The organism is Kyrpidia spormannii, assembly GCF_002804065.1.
Classification (GTDB): Bacteria; Bacillota; Bacilli; order Kyrpidiales; family Kyrpidiaceae; genus Kyrpidia; species Kyrpidia spormannii.
On the sequence record NZ_CP024955.1, the window covers coordinates 534,497 to 553,138 of the forward strand.

Below are 18,642 nucleotides of genomic sequence, written 5' to 3' on the forward strand. Positions count from 1 at the left end.
ATCCACATCAGAACCCGAGGCGCCTTGAAAACCGGAAGCAGTTGACCAGCGGGCACGGTCCCGGCGATGGCTGTAGCAAACACCAGCCACAGAAGCGGTGGCAGCAATCCGTTCAAAACAGTCAGAAAAATTGCTCTACTCTTGAGGGACATTTTCACGAGATAATACCACCCTTTCTTCAGCCATGGCCAACTGCTGAAAAATCGAACATACGATTTCCTTAGAGCAGAAGTTTTTGATCGCGGTATGCCCTTTTTCCTCTCTCTTGAAATAGGAATCGTCCCCTGCCACACATTCATTTGGCCATCTTGCCAAAACGCTTAGCTCATAAACAGAGCAGAGGTGCTCACCCCGAAAAAGTCGCCAAAACCCGACACAGCGAATGGCATAGCAATCCTTGCAGACTCTGCCACCGAAAGGACACCTTCACAGGCAATCACTAGTCATATTCTGAGATTCCTCGGCTGAAGATAATTTTCGATTACTCTGTCCAATATCTCCCTACGGTAGACATTTTTGCTCGGTAGTTTATCAAAAGGTGGACACAACACCTCCCCCGATTTTCGACGGGTCCATCGTGGCGTATTGACTCCTTGACTGAGCGACGTTTTCACTATAGGATAAAATATCAAATGGAACAAGGGGACGTATGGACTAATTTTCTACAACCACATATCGTTGCCAAACAATCGGTCCATGAAATCACAGCCACCATCGAAGAGGTGCAACGCGAGGCTCGGATGGTCCGAGAGATCACCAACCGGGTCGTGAAGGAGCTCCATGCCCGGGTCGCTCATTCAGAATATGAGCGGACTGCAGGACAAACAGGTGGTGCGCATTGTCAAAACAGAGCATCTCTTGTGGAAATGGTGGTTGTACAACATGATGCTCGGCTATCACGTGGTCGATGAGAAACAACTCGTCGATCATCACCAATGCCGGTTGGGTAAGTGGTATGATCAGGCCCGGAATCGGGCGTCCCTCTCTTCTCTTGATTCTTTCCGGGCTATCGATGAACCGCACCAGCGGTTCCACCGACTGGCGGCGGAAATCTACCGGCTGATCCGGGCGGACAAACGGGCGGAAGCAGAAAAGCGCTTGTTTGAGCTCGAGCAAGCTTCTTATCAGCTTGTGGAAAATCTAGATCGTCTGTTGTCGGACTTGGAACGGGGCAACACCAGCGGTCGATAAGTTTCGGAACAAAAGGAGCCGATCTGCGGATGAGGGATAGGATCCGGTTCTTTTGGTTCTTCGGCCGCGTGTGGACCGGGTTTGCTGGTTTTTTTCTATTGCAGAAGTTCCTTCGCCGAGCTTCCAACGTCGTTTCCGCCTTCTAGATTACCGGGGCCATCTCCATCAATCCCTTCGGCCCCGTTAAATCTCTTTCAGAATATCGGCAACTTCTTGTCGGCTCAACCCCGTACCTTCTGCCACTTGGTCAACGGTCAGCCCCATCCGCAAAAGTCTTGTGGCCACCTCTTGTTTTGCTTGCCGTTCTCCTTCTTCTCTCCCTTCTTTCCTCCCTTCTTCCCTTCCTTCTGCCTTCGCCCCATGAATCTCCGCCTCGTAGGTCATTTTCCACTTCAGCCGCTGCTCGTACAGCCGCCGCGCTTCCTCGTCCTGACTGAGAAACTCCAGCGTCGTTTTCGCCTTTTTGATCGCCGGGTCCATCTCCGCCAACGCCTCCAGTTGCTCTCTGGATTTCGCCATAAAGAACAGCATCCAGCGCACCAACCGCCGTTCCAGGCCCACCGACTGTTCTTTCAGCTTCCGCAGTTCCACAAAATGAATCTCTGCCAGATCCGAAAAAAGAATTCCCGTCCGGTCTTCGCGCAGGTGAAACGTCGAGTGGTACTCTTCTGTGGGAATGCAGTTGAAATCCACAACATTGATCGTCACAGCTTTGTGCAGTTCCCAGTACCCGTGACCTTCGCTCAACTGACTCTCGAACAGTTTGGCCCAGTAGTACAAGGTACGTTTCTCAATATCCTGACGATTCCATAACTGTACCTCCACATCGATAAGCATGCCCGATTCAGTCCGAGCCTTGACATCTAACACCGATTCTTTGTCCAGCAAGGTATCCTTGTGCAAGAACGGGTCCAGAATTTCTACATCGGCGACCAGCGGCTGGCCGGAATCTTCGAACACTGCGTTGAGAAAACTGACCAAGATGTCCTTGTTCTCTTCGGTGCCAAAAATTCGCTTAAAGACAAAATCGACCTTGGGACTGAGAAGTTCCATTCGGTTCACTCCCCGGATTTATTATACCAGCGATCAACACTCCTTGCCAGTTGCGCCGGGTCATCACTGCCCCCACCGGTGTGATGTACCCGGCAAACAGGATCAGCCGAAGCTCGAATACACCGATTCGCAACAGGCACGATCCTACCCCCCACACAAAGCGTTCGACAGGCAATCCGCGCAGTCGCTGGGTGGTGGCGTGTAAACTTACGACAGGAACGGCCGATTGGGAAAAAAGAGAGCGGTTCTGGGTGGACCGCGGGGGCGAAGGGGAATTGCCTGGTTGTCGGCACCGCCACGATCCAGGAACGAAGTGGGTTTGAAGACTCTGGAAAGGGGAAAAAAGGTGGTTTATTGGCTGCGCAAGAGTATCGTTGCTCGCGGGGCATTGACAGTATTGCGACTGTGGCTCGGGGTGGAATGGCTGTTGTCCTCTCTGGAGAAGATCGGCTCACCAGTATGGACGGGAGGGAAAGCGGGTGTCGCGGTGGCTGGATTCCTGAAGAATGCATTGACGTTGACCAAGGGGGATCACCCGGAGGTTTAGAGTTGGTATGCGGCGTTCATTCGCGAGGTCGCTTTGCCGAACGCGGTCGCTCTTAGTTATCTCGTCGCCTGGGGGGAACTTTTGATTGGTATCGCACTGGTGCTCGGGTGTTTGACGACCTTTGCGGCACTCATGGGTGCGGTCATGAATATGGCTTTTTTGTTGGCTGGGACGAGCAGTACGAATCCCAATCTGTTGATTGGGGAGTTTCTTTTGTTGGTGGCCGGATGGAACGCCGGCGCCGTCGGCCTGGATTACTGGGTGATCCCGTGGTTGCGCCGACAATTCAGGCGCAAAGCATCGACCGAGACGTGAGGAGAAAAGGTTGAACTATTGGCTCCGGGACAGGATATTCCGGTATACCCGTAGAAAGCCTGGAAGTGCGGTGCGGAATCATCACCAGCCGGGTCAATGCGAAGCATACCAGGAGGGGGTGTTCGGCCCGCGGGTCGGAAGTCGTCCGGTGCAGCGAGAAGGGCCAGCCGAAGGGATACCGTCACGGTGAACCGTTGTTTGTCTGTCTGCATGGCGGGAAGAGAGGCAACGCCGACGGGTCTTCAAAACGGGAATCGGGTGTTCGGGAAAGGATTTTCGCCCGTTCCAACGGATATCTGCCTTCGATATTCATACACCCGCGCCGCCTCGGGTACCCCAGCGGACCCGGGGCGCCGAGGGCCGATCTATTCTCCGGAGATCGGGTGAAAGCCCGGAGCTTGCGGCGGCGTGGGGCGGTTCGCCGCCGGCCCGGGCGAGTGGCTCTCGAGGTCCGCGGCCAAACGTTCGAGGAGCTGCTCCTGAAAGACTTTTCGCCGACGTGTCCTCATGGTCGGGATCAATTCCAGGTCCCACGGGATGGTGAGCCGACCCAGAGTCGCATCTTCATCCGGGGTGATGTCCGGCAGCCCCGGATGGTCCACCGACAAGTAGGTTTCCCGGTCCAACCGCCAGGGCCGAAATCGGGATCCGTACCGCTCCTTTAGAGCCAGGGCCATCTGAAGCCCTTGGGGATCGAAGTCGCCGCTGTACCAAATTTGCCCTTTCTCCGCCACTGCGTCGAGCAGTTTCAACGCCGCGGCGGAGGGTTGGCCGCTGGGACAAACCAGGGGCCGTGCAGGGACGCCGTCGTCCACCCGAATGCGCTCATACAACGAGGCGAAGACGGCGGGGTTTTCGACCACATGGACCTCCGAAACCGGCGGGATGTTTCTCACCTGTTCCAGGGTGAAGAGGGGCAGAGCGGCCGGAAGGTCGGAGAGGCCCGGCCAGCCGGCCACCCACACCACAGAACTGATGTCGTCCAGCCGGACGCCCGCCCGATCGTACAAGCGGCGCGTCCGTTCCGTGGGAGCGAGGATATCCGGCTCTCCTTCGGACTCCAGTTCTTCTTCCTGCGGGTCTTCGGCCCAGGCGACGAGTCCCCAGTAAAACACTCTCCCGGCCAGGCGATCCCGATCCAAGCCATGGGGATCGCCGGCGGTTTCCGCGGCGAGAACCGGCAGTCTCACCGGGCTGCCGAGGGGCACCCGCGACAACGCTCGAGCGGCCCACTCCCATTCCGGGCACCGCCCCGCGGCGCGAAACGTCTTGTAACATTCCAGAAAGGTCCGGTAGCCCGGTCCCCGGCCCCGACACAACCGGTCCACCCATCCCTCAAGCCATGGTCGGACGGCGGTCCCGCGCACCCAATCACAAAACCGGATCCACGCCTCCTGATCCGCCGCCCGCTCCGCCGGGCGAAGGTGCAGGTCGCCGTACAAGAGCCGCAGACAGGTGACCAGATCGACGCCGAACCGGGTTTCTCGCAAAGCGCGATCCAGATCGGCAAGCCGGAGGGAAACCTCTTCCCGGCCGTACAGGTTAGCCGCCAGCAGCGCCCCAATCGCCTCCCGTTCATCGGAAGCGAGACCGGTCAGGCGAATCCGTCCCGCCACCCGGCCCAATCGTTCGAATTTATCCCGGGCGGCGGACCACAGGCGGGCAAGCCCGGGCTGAACGAGATAGTTCCGCAACTGCTCACGCATCTCGGCCACTTGTGGCGGATCCGGGCGCGCATCGCCCATCACGAACCCCTGCCTTCCGCGGTGGCGGCCGCTTCCAGCGCCCCCTGGTCCTCAACGGCCTCCCGGCGGCGCCCGTTCCACCGATAGGCGATGGTGGTCACATGGCGGGCGCTGCCCGGCCGCACGATCTCGTAAATCGCCAGGGACGGCACCGTGTCGTAACAGCCCCACAGGACTTGGCTCGTCATCATATAATCAAAATCCATCTCGGTGAGCAGTTGGAACATATCGCGCAGATTCTCATCGTCCACTCCGGCGAACGCTTCGTCCAGAGAGATGATCCGCGGGGCGTCGGGCCTCGAGTCCTTGTACCGGGAGTCGGCGGCGGCAAGCAGCGGGATGTACATGGACATGGCTTTCTCGCCCCCGCTCATCACGTTGAACTGGGAGTCGGTGAGTTCCCGGCGGGGCGTGTCTCCTTTGCGAAAATAGAGCGTGAACGTGAACCACGTCCGGTAGTCGAGCAACTGCCCCATCATCCGCCGCAGGTTCGCCCCTTGCTCGGCTTCTTCTTTCGCCCAGTGAATGCGGGAGCGAAAATGGGCCACCATCCGTTCCAGCTCGTCGTCCCGCAACGTTTCCGGCGCCTTGCGCAACAGTTGCACCAGTTCTGCAGCATCCAGTTCCTGCTCGGTCTCCGCCCGCCGCGGCCTCCATTCCAAGGACAACACCAGGCCGCTGGACGTCCTGCGGGCGGCCATGAACCGGTTCATCTCCGCCACCCACGCTTGGGCGCGGTTGATTTTATCCCGAATGGCGCGGCCGACACTGTGGATCAAAACCTGTTCATACAGCTCCCGCTCTTTTTCCTGAATCAAAAGCCGCTGCTGCTCCAGATCCGACGCCAGTTTCTCGCACAGGGCCCGCGGGGTTCGCCGCTGGGCGCGGTCCTGAACAGACTCAATAAAGTATCGGCCCAGCTCCTCGTCCAGGTGACAATCCAGCACATATTCCAAGAGGTCATTTTTCTCTTTGGAAAATACGTCCAGAAGCTTCATGGTCAAATTGTCCATGCGCCAGCCGGCGAATCGAGGCTTGTACCGTTTGACCAGGGCCTGTCCGAGGGAGATCCACGGCGTGAGGTCCTCCGGCTCTCCGGAATCCTCGGGAGTGCCCGCATGGTCATGCGGGCCTTCGGGAGTCTTGGCCGTGATCGGCGAACCGACGGTTTCCAGCGCGGAAGCGTCGATTTCTCTTTCCAGATCCACCAGGCGCAGAGCCCATTCCCGGGCGAGTCGCATCGCCGCTTCCCGCGCGGCGCTTCGAGTCTGCGTCAACGCCTCTTTCCGATGTTCCCATTCGGTTTTGAGCGCGCCCCGGCGCTCGCCGCTTCCGCGCAGCTCCTCTTGGAGAGCCCGTTCCGTTTCCCGCCAGTGCATTCGCTCTTCCCGCAGCCGGGCGATTTGATCGTGCAGATCCAAAAGGCCCATTTCCTCCAGCAGCCCCCGCAGGGTGTCCCGCCGCTGTTCGAGATCCTGTCGGCGCCGGTGCAGATCGGACAGCGCCGCCTGTTCTTCTTCCAATCGGCGCCTCCCGGCGGTGATCTCCTCTTCCAGCCGAGCCAGTTCTCGGTGAATGCGTTCCGTCAATTGAATGACGCGCCGGGCGTCGATGCCGGCATGTTGATAATCGTTGAGTTGTCGCAACGCCTCTTCAAAATCTTCCTCCCGGCGCAACCGTTCCCAGGTCGCCGCCTGTTCCGCGAACGCCCGATGCGCCTCTCGCCGCGCCCGGTCCGCCTTTCGGTAGTCTTCATCCCGTGCCCGCTCCCACTGGGCAGCTCGGTCGAGAGCCCAGCGCGCGGTCTGCCGGGCCTGTGCCGCCGCCGACAAATCGGCTTCACCGGGGACCGCCGCCGCTTCGGACCGGGCGGATGCCAGGGCGGTTTCGAGCTGCTCCTCCTGCTCCAAGATCCGGGCGATGGTCTCTTCCCGGTTCGCGATCTCCAGGCGCAAACGTTCGATCTGTTCCAGGCGGGTTCTGCGGCGGGTGTCGTAACCGATCCATTCGGCGCGCTCTTTACCGGCCGCCTGACCTGTCAGAGGTCCGATCCGATAGGTCCCCGCCTCGCCCACCCAGACGTCCCCGTCCTGATTGTCCCCAATGAGGATCGTGCGCAGAACGTCGTCGACCTGCTCCGGTGTCAATCCGCTTTCATCGGGAGGGGTCGGTCGCAGGTAATCGGCCAGGGTGTATCCGAACAGCACCGGGCGAGGCGTCAAGAAGACATCCTCGTCTCCGGCCTCAAACGCGACGCCCTCCGAGCTGATCCACGCATCCAAAAGGCCGGCCTGATCCAGCGCCGCCTCCAGAGCCGCCCTGGTCGGCTCGTCCACTTCGTCGCGAAATTCGCACACCCGATAGAGAGGGGCTCCGGCCGCTGTTCCCCTCTCGACTGCCCTTTGTTGCCTCCGTTCCCGAGTCTCCTGCCTTGCTGGAGATCGCGGCGGTTCGGGCTCCCGGCGCTCCATCCACCCGGCCAGTTCGCTTTTGAGCTGATCGCGCTCATTTTCCACCAGTCGGCGTTCGTGGCGAAGTTGCAGAAGCTGCCCGCCGATGTTGCGTTCGGCATCGGCCAGAGCGGACCGAACCGGCGCCGTGATCTGTTCGTATGGCAACTCCGGGTAGCGGTCCAGATCGTGCAACATCGTCCGGAACATGTCGACAGAGAGCGGGAGGTGCGCAACGTGTTGAAACCACTCGTGCAAACGATCCCCCTGAATCCGAAGCGCTTCCTCCAATGCCGCTTCGGCGTCGCGCAGATCGCGTTCCCGGGCGTCCCGTTCCGCCCGGGCTTCGGACAGGCGGGCCTCCTCCTGCCGGGCCCGGGCTTCGGCCTCCCGGCGAGCAACCGCCAGTTGCATCATCGTTTGCAACCGTTTGCGGTGGGCATCCACGTCCCGGGTCCAATTGTGCCAATAAGACTCCTCCACCGGTGGGGGGTCTGCGGTGAGCCGGAGCAGGTGGACTTGGTGATCGCCGAATTCGCACCGGCTGGCCAAGTCGTTCATCCGCTCCAGGAGGCGGTTCAACTCTCGCCGGGAGCGGGCCAATTCCTCCCGATTCTCCTCGGCGAGGCGGCTTCGTTTCTCCAAGTCTTGCTCAGTTTCCCGCCGCCGCCGGTCGAGGCGTTCCGCATCCCGCACAGCGTCTTTCAACTGGTCCTCCAGGGACGCCAACTCGCGATGTTTCTCCATGGCCTCGGAGTGTTCCAGGATGTCCAAACGGTTCTCCGCCTGCCGAACCCGCGCCTCCGCCTCTTCCACCTTGGCGGACACTTCTTGGTAATGGGTGTCTTCTGCGGCAAAATCCCGCTCGGCACGGTCGGCCGCGGCTCGGGATTCTTCAAAGGTGCGATATGCTTCCTGGACCCGGGATCCCGCTTCGTACAGGCGCAGCTCATTGTAGTCGTTGTACACGCTCTGCAGCCGCCGGGCGGCCACCAGTTGGCGCTCCAGTTCTTCCGCGCGGTCCGCGATCTCGTCCAGGTCCTCCAAGACCGACGAGAGCGGGTTCAACTCCTCCTCGGAAAGCGGGGGCAATGCCGAGTTTAAGATCTCGTACACCGCCGACGGCCGAAACTCTTTCGAGAGTTTCGGCGAGCGCAGCTGGATGAGAAGGTTGAGCAAATCGCGGAATCCCTCGGGGTCCGCATAACCGAACAGCAGGCGGTTGACCAGTTGGCGATACTCGCCCTGCTCCCGCACCACCTGGCCGCCCGGCCCGATGGCCGCCTCGAGGCCCGCCCGGTCAAGCGGCAGCTTTTCCCCGTCTCGCTCATAGACGGCCCGGTCGTACAGAAAAAGATCCTCGCCGATCCGCCGGCCGTCGGTGACGGCAAATCCCCAGAATCCCACTTGGGGCTGGCCCCTGCGGGCCCGGAGTCCGATGCCGACGGTCAGGCACTGCTGCTTTTCCGGGTGAAAGAACTCCAGATAGGCGTAGCCGATGCGGTCGTGGATGTCGCTGTCCCCGTCCCCGAGCAGATAATATTCGATGCGTCTGTCCTTTGATCCGAAAGGGTCCAGCCGCGAAGGTCGTTTGTCCCCGTCCAACACCAGAGGGATAAACGTCTGCATGGTCACCGATTTTCCCGCGCCGTTCGGCCCGCGAAAAATGAGCCGCCCGTCGATGATCTGAAACGTCACGTCGTCGTAGTACCAGAAATTGAACAGCCCGGCTCGGTTCAGATGCCAGCGATGGGTATTCATTCGGCTACGCCTCATCCTTCCAATCGTCGTATTCGCCCTGCCACAACAACAGGCCCGGATAGATCCGCACCGATGCCGTGTCGTCCCGAGCGCCGAGGTTCCACATCTCCAGGTGCTCGATCAATTCCTCGGCCAGCACGGCGCTGGTCTTTTCCCGGTGATCTTTTGTCCAGTAGGCGCCATGGCGGTCTTTGAGCCGCATCAACATCCCTTCCAGCTCCGACAGAGAAACCACCAGATTACCCCGATCGTCCCGGTCGAAGGCACGGGGATCAGCCCCGATTCTCCGCCGCAGTTCCCCGGCCAGGGCCAGGGCCAGATCGGAGATGGCTGCCGAGGTGGGGAAGAGGGCCATCTCGCCTGTGAGCTCGGGCCAGGAGAGATATAGCCCTTCCCGAAAACGGCTTCCTTCCAGTCCCACGTGGGACAATTGCCGCAGGATGAACGAGCGCTGGGTTTGGACGTACCGGCGCTCCTCTTCCTCCCATTGCCAATCGTACACGATCGGCTCCAGCAGGAGTCGGCGCAACACCCGGTGGCGCCGCCGAACCACGTCGGCCCCTTCTTCGTCCCCCACCTGTTCCAGGCGAGACTCTGCGAGCGTCTCGATGAGCGCGTCCACGCTCCCGGAGGCCGCGAGTTCCCTGGGGAATCGGCGCAGCACATAATGCGCGAGCGGAGAGGATTCGTACAGCACGTTGCTGTCCCCGCCTTCCCGGGCCCACTCCCACTCTTCCCCTTCGATGGCCACCAGCACCTGGAGCTGGCGCAGTTTCTTCAGCGCCGGAGCCATGGACTGGCGATGGTCGTACAACGTCCAGTCCACATGGATTTCGATGCCGAGCAGATGCTCCCGGATGGAATCCACCATTTCCGAAAGCAGGAATTGTTCCCCGTTGCCCTTCCCTTCGAGGTACCACAGGCCATAGGTAAAAAAGCCGTAGTCCCTGGAGCTCTGAAAGCCTTCGATGCCCATCCACGGCTGAAAAGACCCGGGAATTTTCTCTAACTTGGCCAGGTGCCGCGTCAAAATCAACCCGTACCCGACGTGGTTGTAAAACCAGTCCCGCAGCGGCCCGTAGTGCATTTTGATCAGGCGGAAGACTTCCGGATCGTCGGCCTTGGTCACCCACGGGCGGTTGAGGAGCGCCTGGGCGGCGGTGCGGAACTCGTCAGTGCCGATCGTTTCGCCGCCCGACGGCTCCGTCGACGTGGAAGCTTGGTGAATGCGTTTCATCGCGCCGTCACCTCTCGCACCCGGACGTGAAAATCCGGCAGGGACATCTCTCCGTCCTCAAACTGGAGGACCGTCCGCCGGCGATCCGGCGGGTCGGAGATGTGGACCTCAAGGCCTTCGGGAGTATGGGCCGTCCTCGAGACGTTGGACAGGCACCGGCTGAGCCATTGCAGCAGCACCTGCCGGTGAAACGGGGTCAGCCTGTCCAACTCGCTCAGATCGAACTCCCCGAGTTCGAGGAACCGCGCCACCACTTCGGATTCGGCGGCCTTCCGGGCCAACACCAGGGCCCGGGTCTCGGCCTGTTCCCGCCGGGTATCGCGGACCGGCTCGGCGCTCCCCGCCCGGCGCCGGGCGCGGCTGCGCGATCCCAGTGCGCGGACCTGGGGCGGCTGATCCCACATGGACAGATCCCCGGCGTCGGAGATTCGCTGGGGTTCTCCTTGAAAATGATGGGCCCGGAACAAACCGAAGGCGTAGGCGGCGAGCTTGTCCGCTTCGGCCCGGGAGTCGATCCGGAAAAACCATTGCCCCAGATCGTCCAGCTCCTGTCGCCGACTGAGTCCCACCCGCCGGCGTTCCTGGATGGCCACGGCCATCCGTACCACCCGGGCGATGGCATTTTTCGTTTCCCGCTCAAGATCGGCCACATCGCTCTCCTCGCGGTCCGTCCCGGTAAACCACTGGACGAACACCGCCCATTCTTCGCGGCGACGACAGAGCTGTTCTTCTTCGGTGAAAGATTCTTCCAGGGAAGGCATGAGCAGGTCCGCTTGAACCACGGCGTGCAGGAATTGCTCCCACCGATCGGGATCGGTGCGCCGGAGGATCCCCTCGATCTGGGGGGCGTATTTTTGCAATCCGACCATGAAATTTTGGAGATAGTGAGTGAGTCGGTCTTTGAACGGCAGAAACTGTTCGGTGACCATCAGCTCTTCGGCCCGGCCGCTGTGCAGGCTGGCGAGGTAGTCCGAGGCGTTCTCCTGAAGGTTCCGGAAGGCCTCCTGGATATCGCGCCACAGGCGCCCCGCCTCATCCGGGGTGAACGCCGTGTCGCGTTCCACGACGGTGCGCAAGTAACCGGCCAGGCGCTCCAGCAGCGTCGGCTCCAGAGAACCGCCGTATCCCTGCAGATTCTCCAGCGCTTCCAGCATGCGTTCGATTTCCACCGCATACCGGGTCATTTGGTAGCGAAACCGCTTGCGCAAGTATTCTTCGATGGTCGCCGCCCGCCCTCCGTCGTGGCGCTTGGCGAGATTTTTCCACTCGGTCAAAACCTCCAGGTCCTGCCGGCACAACTCCAGGGTGTACTCCGACACCCGCCCGGTGGCTGAGACGGCCTCAAATACCTCTTCGGGTTTCAGCCAGTATTTCAGTTTTCGGTAATTGTCGTAAAAGAAGCGCATGATCAGGCGGTACCGGGCCACGTTGTCGGCGTTGAGGTACTTGGTTTCCGGGACCGCACGTATGCGCGCATCGACCGGGGCGTTCGGATTCACCGGCAACATCCTTTCAGGGGTTTCATACAAACACACACGGGATTTTCAAAAACTTATTATACCCCAATTTGTAGGAAAGCAGGTGGTATCAGCAGCTGCCGGGATATCTTATCAAAACTATCCAACAAACCGCCGTCGGCCTGACCTTTGTCTCCTTCCATCCGGAAGGGAGCCGCCCCCGGGGTGGGCGCGCTTCTCGGCGTGTGCTTCCTCCCGCATCCGACCGCCTAAGATCGGCAAGCCGGTCCCCGAAGAGAGAAGCTCAGGGCCATCCCGTACCACACGGGCACTCGCGAAAGGCAGGGGCGTGAATCCCTGTCCCGTCCAGGCGGTTAGCCTCCCGCGAGACCAGAGGGGTATTTTGCCCTCAGGCAACCTCTGGCTTTGGGTCATCCCCTTTGCGGGGATACACGAATGTCTTCGTCCATTTCCTGTACAGGTTCATCATCCCCACAAAATCCGCGTCCGCGCTGTACCGGTGGTTCGGGTTCTTGCATGTGAACCGTGAGCCGTTGCGTTCCCCGAGCACCTTGCAGTGCGGACAGGTCTGGGAAGTGTAGGCCGGGTTGCGCTCGACCGTCAGAATTCCCTCACGAAACGCCAAGTCCCGGACCCATTTCATGATCTGTCCGCGCAACCAATACGCCCGTTTGTGGTTCTTCCGACCGCTTTTGCTCATCCTCTCCTTGGGCGGCCGGTACCGGCGCAGGTGCTCGAACACGATCACCCTTGCGCCGTGCTCCATCGCGAATTGGACAATGGTTACGGCCGTCTGCTTGGCCGCGTTCTCGTCCAGGTTCCGGATCTTGTTCCACAAGTTCGCGTTGTCCTGGACGCCCGGCTGGAGCCGTCCGCTTTGCTCCCGCTTGCGGTGGATTGCCGTCAACAGCCGGTGCCGGCGATGGTTCAGGGCTCTGCCGTCCACGAACCTCGTGGCCGCCAGTTTTCCCTCCACAAACGCTCCCATCACCGCCAGCCTGCCCACGCCCAGGTCCACCGCAACCACCGGCATCTGTGGGTCTGCCCGGCGCTGTTCCTCTGCCTTCCGGGGTTTGTCTACGGATTTCTCCATCGGGATGTGCAGCGCATACCGCACCCCGCCCGGATACCGTTTATCCCGCTTCCCGTGCACCGTCAGGGATTTCGCCACCCATGTCCGGCCCCCTTTTTCTTCGCCGGAACCGGCCTGGCCCGTCTTTGAACGTTTCCTTTCCCGAGCGATGCGTTCTTTCTCCAGGGCGGACCCGGCGAGAAGCGATTCGGCCTGGGCATGAACCACCACCGGCAGCGACACCTTTTCCCACTTCTGCCCCGTGTGCAGTTTCAGGCTAATGAACGTATGCCGCTTTTTCTTCTGCGGGTTTAGGTCATACGCGGGGTGCTCGACCATCCCCGCATAAAACGTCACCGGTTCGTTCGGTGCGCCGGGTCGTGGTTCCCGCCCGCGCTGGTCCGGTGCTGTTTCCTCCCAAGTTTTCAGGTGGCTCCACCAGGACCGCACCTTGCCAATCGCCTGGTTGATCGCCGCCCGCCGCAACTCCGTCGGCATTCCTCTGGCCGCCGGAACGTGTTCGTCGAGCGGCCACCCCGGGTTCGGGTGGGCTTTGGTCGCCAGGGTGTGAAACTCCGCAAAGGTCAGCAGTTCCTGGTTGGTGCGCGTTCGTTCTTTGACCGTCCCGTCCTTTTTTCGAACCTGGACCGGCTCGTCCAACACCTTCAGGTGCGCCGCGAAAAAGTCCATGTAAAAAGCGACCACTTGGTTATAGATATCCTTCGTCCGCTCCAGCGCCTCCGTCTTGCACCGATGGACCTCCTTGTGAATCCCGATGCGGATCGCCCTGATGACAGTCGCCAGCGTCCTCACCTCCCATCTCGTTCATGGCTTTTTGGACCTTTTTCCGGAACTCCTGCGACCGCTTGCCGTACATCCGGGCTGAAAACACGGTGATGATCGTCAACAGATCCTCCACCAGCTCCTGCTGGGATGTCTTGGGCTCGGTCTTGTGAGTGGACTCGACCGTCACCCCGTGGCTCTCGAAAAACCGTTCCAGATACCGGTATCCGAACCGCGCCAGCCTGTCCGGGTATTCAATCAGTACCCGGTCGATCTCCCCGTCTTCCGCAAGTTTGAGCAGGGCCGCCAGTTGTTTCCGGTTCTCGCCCACTCCCGACGCCTGTTCGGAAAACACCCGGACCACATCGTACCCGTGCTCTTCCGCATACCGCTCCAGCCGTTCCCGCTGCCGCTGGAGATTGCCGTCCGCCTTTTGCTTGGCCGAAGACACCCGGGCGTAGATCGCCGTCCGGTCCCCGGCCCGTTTCCCCAAAAGTCGCCTCACCTCCTCGACGTCGAACAACCTGTGGTTCCCCGGCGAACGAATGGAATGAATCTTTCCATCCCTGTCCCAGCGTCGGATCGTCTGCACGGTCAGTCCCAGCATTTTTGCCACTTTGCCGATGGGGAGATACTGTGTGTCTTTCATGAATATATATTATTATAAAATATGGTCTATGCGGATATATTTTTAACCTCCGAGTCGGTTAAGACCATCGAAGACGAGAAAGAACGCGATCGGGAACAGGCGGAACGCTGGTACACCGGAGAGGCCATTGTGCGTGAATTGAGACGGTGGCAGGCGTTGCACGCGACGTTCACCGCGTTAAATCAAGGGTACTGTCATTAAACCACCACAAACCACCACTTGATCCGGTGCCGATGAATGAGCGTATGGAATAATTGTGTGAGGGTAAGAATATCTTATACGGTAAGACATAAGAGTCATGATTTACAATGAGGGAGGTAAGACGTAAAATGAAAGAGAAAGATAAATCTATACAGAAGGAGAGGGAGAAAAAAGTGTTGGCTACTAGGACAATTTCCAGCAAAGGGCAAGTTGTTATTCCGGCAGAAGTTCGACGACTGTTAAACATTGAGCCTGGGGATCAGGTGATTTTCTCTTTGAATGATTTTGGGGAGATTGTAATGAGAGCAAAAAAGCGGGAAAAACTATCAGATTTGATTGGAATACTTCCTGCCAAGAAACGCGTTGATGGGGATTTTGAGGTTATTCGCAAAAAGGCCCGAAGGATCATGGCTGTCCGCAAGCATGCGTTAAGGGAGGATGAATAATTGGCCGAGTGTTTTTGGATTGATACAAATTTGTTATTACGCCTTATAACGGAAGATCCAGAAGGAATGACCAAAGAAACATTGGAGCTGGTTTCGTTCGTTGATCGAGGCGCGATCAAACTAAGGGCTTCGTCTATGGTTGTTGCAGAATGTGTTTGGGTCTTGGAATCGGTCTACGAACATAAACCTGGGGAAATCGCCAAAGCATTGCGCCGATACTTGACGAGTAATGTGATTGAGTTTGACGAAAAAGAAGTGGTAGAGGGCGCGTTAGATGATTATGAACAGCATAATGTAGATTTTATCGATGCATACGTGGCGCGTAAGGCAAAATTCAGCACAACCCCTCGAATCATCACGTGGGATCGGGATTTCCGGCGCCTCGACATCGAATGGTTTAAACCGCCGGAAATTGTGAAAAGAGTTAAAGAAGCACAAGGTCAACGGGAATGACGAGCCTGCTCACTTCCCTACGGGTATATAGTGATGCCCGGCACGTGCTCATATGTCTTAGAACGTGCTATCTTGAAAAACTAATATAATTAATTCAATATATACTATGGTTAGTTTTAGGAGAGGGTGACACTGTTGAAGTTGACTCGATTCGGCCACTACGTGCAAATTACATTTTTCCCAGGTGTGTTTCCTGTGAATTGCTACCTCGTTCAAGAGGATGACGGTGCAACGTTGATTGATGCTGCCCTTCCATCCAGCGCGAAGGCGATTCAACGTGCCGCTGCGACGTTTGGACTCCCCATCAGGCGAATCCTTCTGACTCACGGTCATGCGGACCACATCGGGGCTTTGGACTCTCTGCACATGTTATTGCCGGATGCCGAGGTCATGATTTCGCGGCGGGACAGTCGACTGCTTGTCGGTGACACCAGTGTGGACCCCCAGGAATTCCAGACTAGGATCAGAGGCGGTATTACGCCTCGCACGACCCGGCCCACTCGGTATCTGGAGGAGGGGGACCGGATCGGCAGCCTGGAGGTCATTTCGTGTCCCGGGCACACGCCGGGTCATGTGGCGTTTTTCGATGTGCGCGATCGAACGCTTATTGCGGGAGATGCGTTTCAGACGCACGGTGGAATAGCGGTCTCCGGCGTCGTCCGTCCATTGTTTCCGTTTCCGGCACTTGCGACGTGGCACAAGCTGACAGCACTAGGAAGTGCAAGACGGCTGCGCGATTTACGTCCGTCACAGCTGGCGGTGGGACACGGGAAGGTATTGACCAATCCCCTGGAGGCCATGAATCGTGCCATCAACAAAGCGGAGGAAGTATTCAAGGGGGAGGTCTAAAATGGCAAAAAAACCTCGGCTGGACAAGGTGATGATCACACAGGCCGCAGGAGAACTGGCGGACCAAATCGGCCTGGAGAAACTCACCTTGTCTGCCGTGGCAGATCATCTGAAGGTCCGAGCACCGTCTCTTTATAATCACATTGAAGGACTGGATGGGCTTCTTCGGGAGTTGTCCTTGCTTGGCATGAAGGAATTGAACAGACGCCTGGAACGGGCCGCCCTGGGAAAATCCCGGGCCGACGCGTTGGCTTCTATGCTGCTGGCGTATCGTGCGTTTGCGAAAGAGAGACCGGGTGTGTATACCGCCACGCTGCGTGCTCCAAAACAAGGCGATTCCGAGGTACAATCTGCTTCTCAAGCCATCATTGAAACGGTGCTGACGGTGCTGAGGCCGTGTGCATTGAGCGACCAAGAGGCGATCCATGTCATTCGGGGCTTCCGTGCCATCGGTCACGGATTTGCCTCTCTTGAGCTGGAAGGCGGGTTCGGGATGGATTTGTCGACAGACGAAAGTTACCAACGACTGATTGCCATGTTTTTACGAAGTGTTTGCCCATAACACCGTTCAATTTTGGGTTCGGCCGGGGCCGCCATCCCCGAACGATGTGAGTCCCGTCCGGGATGGCGAAGGGGTGACCACGGGGATGCCCTCGGGCGAGACTATTTTAACCCCGACTGCATAAAACTGGAGATGATCTGGCGCTGGGCGACAAGATAGAGAAGAAGCGCTGGCAGGGTGGTCAGTGTCGCGGCCGCCATGAGCGGCCCCCAATTGTTGCCACCTTCCATGCTCACGAACCCTTGAAGGCCGACGGTCAGGGTTTTCATCGGCGGGTCGGTCAAAACCACCAGCGGCCAGAGGTACTCGTTCCAGGTGTTCACAAATACCAAGATCACCAGTGCCACAATGGGCGATCGGATGACCGGCACCACCACTTGCCACAGCGTCCGCCAGGTCCCCGCCCCGTCCACCCGGGCGGCTTCGAGCAGTTCCCGGGGAAAACCGAGCAGGTGCTGGCGAAGGAAAAACACCCCGAAAGCGTTGGCCAACTGAGGCGCCGCTGCCCCGAGGTACGTGTTGAGCCAGCCCAAGGAGGAGATCAACAAATAATTCGGAAGCAGGGTCACCTGGATCGGGATCATCATCGTCCCGATCACCAAATAAAACAGCAAATCCCTCCCCGGGAACCGAAACAGGCCGAACACATACGCCGCCAGGATGGCCGTGACCACCTGCCCAACCGTCACCAGCACCGCCACGATCAGGGTATTTTTAAAATAAACCCCGAGCGGCGCCCCGGCGAAGGCCTCCACGTAATTCATCCATGTCGCCGGATGGGGGAGCCACCCGCCCCCGAATACTTGTTCCGGGGTTTTCAGGGACGTCGAAATCATCCACAGCAGTGGGAACAACAGCAGCAACGCGGACACCGCCGCCATCCCGTGCATCCACCAGGTCGACCGGCTCATTCCTCCCTCAGCCTCCTGTCGATGACCCGGATTTGCCAGACCGCCAGCACCAAGAACGCGACGAACACCACTACGCTGGTGGCCGAAGCCATTCCGGTCCGGAAAAATTGAAAGCCTTGCTCCCAGATGAGGTACACGAGGTTGGTGCTGGCCTGGTTGGGCCCGCCCTGGGTCAGCATTTGAATGGGGACAAAAACATCCTGCACCGCTTCCAGGGCCGAGGTCAAAGTGACGAAGACGGTGGTGGGCATGAGCAGGGGCCAGGTGACCCGCCAGAAAATCTGCCAGCGGCCGGCACCATCCACCCGGGCCGCCTCCACGTACTCCTGGGGGATATTTACAAGTCCTGCCAAATAGAGGATGAAGCTCAGGCCAAAGCCTTTCCAGGCTCCAACCGCCGACAGGGCGACCACCACCCAGTGGGGATCCGACAACCACATGGGTCCCTGGATGCCGAAGACCTGCAGTAGCCCGTTCAAAACTCCGCCGATGGGGTTGAGGATCCACAACCACAACAGCGAGGCCACCGCCGCCGACACCACCGCCGGCACAAACAGCACACCCCGGTAAACCCGGTGCCAGGGCCCGGTGATTTCCGCCACGGCCCAGGCGGCAATCAGGGGCAGTGCCCCTTTGCCGAGGAGAATCCAAAACATGTATTGCAGGGTGTTCCATACGGCCAGCCGAAAATCCCGGCTTCCGAAGAGTTCCGCGTAATTGCGGCCGCCGATGTAGGTCTTGGCCGGACTGACCCGATTCCATTCGTACAAGGACAGAATCGCCGTCTGAACCAGGGGCCAGTATACGAATACGCCCAGAATCGCCAGCACCGGCAGTAAATAGGCGTAAGGCCCGAGTCCGGCGAGGGCGCGCCGACTCGCCCTCGCCTCCTTCCCGGACTCGGATGCGACGGGGGTATCCGCCAACACCCGCTCCATG

16 protein-coding genes are annotated in these 18,642 nt (G+C 59.2%); 7 read left to right on the top strand and 9 right to left on the bottom strand.

The genetic code is table 11. The features are described 5' to 3' along the window. The first annotated feature begins 780 nt into the window (after window positions 1–780). Window positions 781–1,191 (top strand): CZB domain-containing protein, encoded by a 411-nt coding sequence (locus CVV65_RS02725; RefSeq protein ID WP_100666836.1) that lies wholly within the window; start codon window positions 781–783, stop codon window positions 1,189–1,191. 183 nt (window positions 1,192–1,374) lie between these two features. Here the strand turns inward: CVV65_RS02725 and CVV65_RS02730 are convergent, their stop codons facing one another. Beyond that, complete coding sequence (locus tag CVV65_RS02730; protein ID WP_100666837.1) at window positions 1,375–2,244, bottom strand: Rpn family recombination-promoting nuclease/putative transposase; 870 nt, start codon at window positions 2,242–2,244, stop codon at window positions 1,375–1,377. Window positions 2,245–2,590: 346 nt separating this feature from the next. On the opposite strand from CVV65_RS02730, the gene CVV65_RS17340 reads away from it, so the two are divergent. Beyond that, window positions 2,591–2,791, top strand: a complete 201-nt coding sequence (locus CVV65_RS17340; RefSeq protein WP_331250450.1) for a hypothetical protein — start codon at window positions 2,591–2,593, stop codon at window positions 2,789–2,791. A gap of 33 nt (window positions 2,792–2,824) precedes the next feature. After that, window positions 2,825–3,106 carry a hypothetical protein gene (locus tag CVV65_RS17345; RefSeq protein WP_407928379.1) on the top strand — a complete coding sequence of 94 codons (282 nt, stop codon included), beginning with the start codon at window positions 2,825–2,827 and terminating at the stop codon, window positions 3,104–3,106. A 365-nt stretch (window positions 3,107–3,471) separates the two neighbouring features. Here the strand turns inward: CVV65_RS17345 and CVV65_RS02740 are convergent, their stop codons facing one another. The 6 genes from CVV65_RS02740 to CVV65_RS02765 form a co-directional block, all read right to left on the bottom strand. Further along, window positions 3,472–4,851, bottom strand: coding sequence for a TIGR02679 family protein (locus tag CVV65_RS02740; RefSeq protein ID WP_100666838.1), 1,380 nt, complete (start codon window positions 4,849–4,851; stop codon window positions 3,472–3,474). Further along, window positions 4,851–9,062 carry a TIGR02680 family protein gene (locus CVV65_RS02745; RefSeq protein WP_198592103.1) on the bottom strand — a complete coding sequence of 1,404 codons (4,212 nt, stop codon included), beginning with the start codon at window positions 9,060–9,062 and terminating at the stop codon, window positions 4,851–4,853. Before CVV65_RS02745 ends, CVV65_RS02740 begins: the two co-directional genes overlap by 1 nt. 4 nt (window positions 9,063–9,066) lie before the next feature. After that, a complete protein-coding gene (locus CVV65_RS02750) occupies window positions 9,067–10,299 on the bottom strand; it encodes a TIGR02678 family protein (RefSeq protein WP_100666840.1) in 1,233 nt (410 codons plus the stop codon). Continuing rightward, on the bottom strand, window positions 10,296–11,798 hold the full coding sequence (locus CVV65_RS02755; RefSeq protein WP_157935351.1) for a TIGR02677 family protein: 1,503 nt from the start codon (window positions 11,796–11,798) through the stop codon (window positions 10,296–10,298). The genes CVV65_RS02750 and CVV65_RS02755 overlap by 4 nt, the downstream gene beginning before the upstream one ends. A gap of 367 nt (window positions 11,799–12,165) precedes the next feature. After that, window positions 12,166–13,662, bottom strand: coding sequence for a zinc ribbon domain-containing protein (locus CVV65_RS02760; RefSeq protein ID WP_232796691.1), 1,497 nt, complete (start codon window positions 13,660–13,662; stop codon window positions 12,166–12,168). After that, a complete protein-coding gene (locus tag CVV65_RS02765; protein ID WP_100666842.1) occupies window positions 13,559–14,281 on the bottom strand; it encodes an IS607 family transposase in 723 nt (240 codons plus the stop codon). The genes CVV65_RS02760 and CVV65_RS02765 overlap by 104 nt, the downstream gene beginning before the upstream one ends. 329 nt (window positions 14,282–14,610) lie before the next feature. Here CVV65_RS02765 and CVV65_RS02775 point away from each other — a divergent pair, with 329 nt between their 5' ends. The 4 genes from CVV65_RS02775 (at window position 14,611) to CVV65_RS02790 (ending at window position 16,792) form a co-directional block, all read left to right on the top strand. Next, entirely contained in the window at window positions 14,611–14,928 is a 318-nt protein-coding gene (locus CVV65_RS02775) for an AbrB/MazE/SpoVT family DNA-binding domain-containing protein (protein WP_100666844.1), read from the top strand. Next, on the top strand, window positions 14,929–15,381 hold the full coding sequence (locus CVV65_RS02780; protein WP_100666845.1) for a type II toxin-antitoxin system VapC family toxin: 453 nt from the start codon (window positions 14,929–14,931) through the stop codon (window positions 15,379–15,381). A gap of 135 nt (window positions 15,382–15,516) precedes the next feature. Beyond that, on the top strand, window positions 15,517–16,230 hold the full coding sequence (locus tag CVV65_RS02785) for an MBL fold metallo-hydrolase (protein ID WP_100666846.1): 714 nt from the start codon (window positions 15,517–15,519) through the stop codon (window positions 16,228–16,230). Between the two features lies 1 nt (window position 16,231). After that, a complete protein-coding gene (locus tag CVV65_RS02790) occupies window positions 16,232–16,792 on the top strand; it encodes a TetR/AcrR family transcriptional regulator (protein WP_100666847.1) in 561 nt (186 codons plus the stop codon). A 101-nt stretch (window positions 16,793–16,893) separates the two neighbouring features. Here CVV65_RS02790 and CVV65_RS02795 read toward each other — a convergent pair whose 3' ends face one another. Together CVV65_RS02795 and CVV65_RS02800 are read right to left on the bottom strand one after the other, a co-directional pair. Beyond that, entirely contained in the window at window positions 16,894–17,703 is an 810-nt protein-coding gene (locus tag CVV65_RS02795; RefSeq protein ID WP_100666848.1) for a carbohydrate ABC transporter permease, read from the bottom strand. Further along, window positions 17,700–18,641, bottom strand: coding sequence for a carbohydrate ABC transporter permease (locus CVV65_RS02800; protein WP_100666849.1), 942 nt, complete (start codon window positions 18,639–18,641; stop codon window positions 17,700–17,702). The genes CVV65_RS02795 and CVV65_RS02800 overlap by 4 nt, the downstream gene beginning before the upstream one ends. Between the last annotated feature and the right edge of the window lies 1 nt (window position 18,642).

What these genes read in the sequence shown, in the direction of transcription:
- CVV65_RS02775 (WP_100666844.1), top strand. Translation starts at nt 14,611, where the DNA reads ATGAAAGAGAAAGATAAATCTATACAGAAGGAGAGGGAGAAAAAAGTG.
- CVV65_RS02745 (WP_198592103.1), bottom strand. Translation starts at nt 9,062, where the DNA reads ATGAATACCCATCGCTGGCATCTGAACCGAGCCGGGCTGTTCAATTTC.
- CVV65_RS02795 (WP_100666848.1), bottom strand. Translation starts at nt 17,703, where the DNA reads ATGAGCCGGTCGACCTGGTGGATGCACGGGATGGCGGCGGTGTCCGCG.
- CVV65_RS02740 (WP_100666838.1), bottom strand. Translation starts at nt 4,851, where the DNA reads ATGGGCGATGCGCGCCCGGATCCGCCACAAGTGGCCGAGATGCGTGAG.
- CVV65_RS02730 (WP_100666837.1), bottom strand. Translation starts at nt 2,244, where the DNA reads ATGGAACTTCTCAGTCCCAAGGTCGATTTTGTCTTTAAGCGAATTTTT.
- CVV65_RS02800 (WP_100666849.1), bottom strand. Translation starts at nt 18,641, where the DNA reads ATGGAGCGGGTGTTGGCGGATACCCCCGTCGCATCCGAGTCCGGGAAG.
- CVV65_RS02750 (WP_100666840.1), bottom strand. Translation starts at nt 10,299, where the DNA reads ATGAAACGCATTCACCAAGCTTCCACGTCGACGGAGCCGTCGGGCGGC.
- CVV65_RS02725 (WP_100666836.1), top strand. Translation starts at nt 781, where the DNA reads ATGCCCGGGTCGCTCATTCAGAATATGAGCGGACTGCAGGACAAACAG.
- CVV65_RS02765 (WP_100666842.1), bottom strand. Translation starts at nt 14,281, where the DNA reads ATGAAAGACACACAGTATCTCCCCATCGGCAAAGTGGCAAAAATGCTG.
- CVV65_RS02790 (WP_100666847.1), top strand. Translation starts at nt 16,232, where the DNA reads ATGGCAAAAAAACCTCGGCTGGACAAGGTGATGATCACACAGGCCGCA.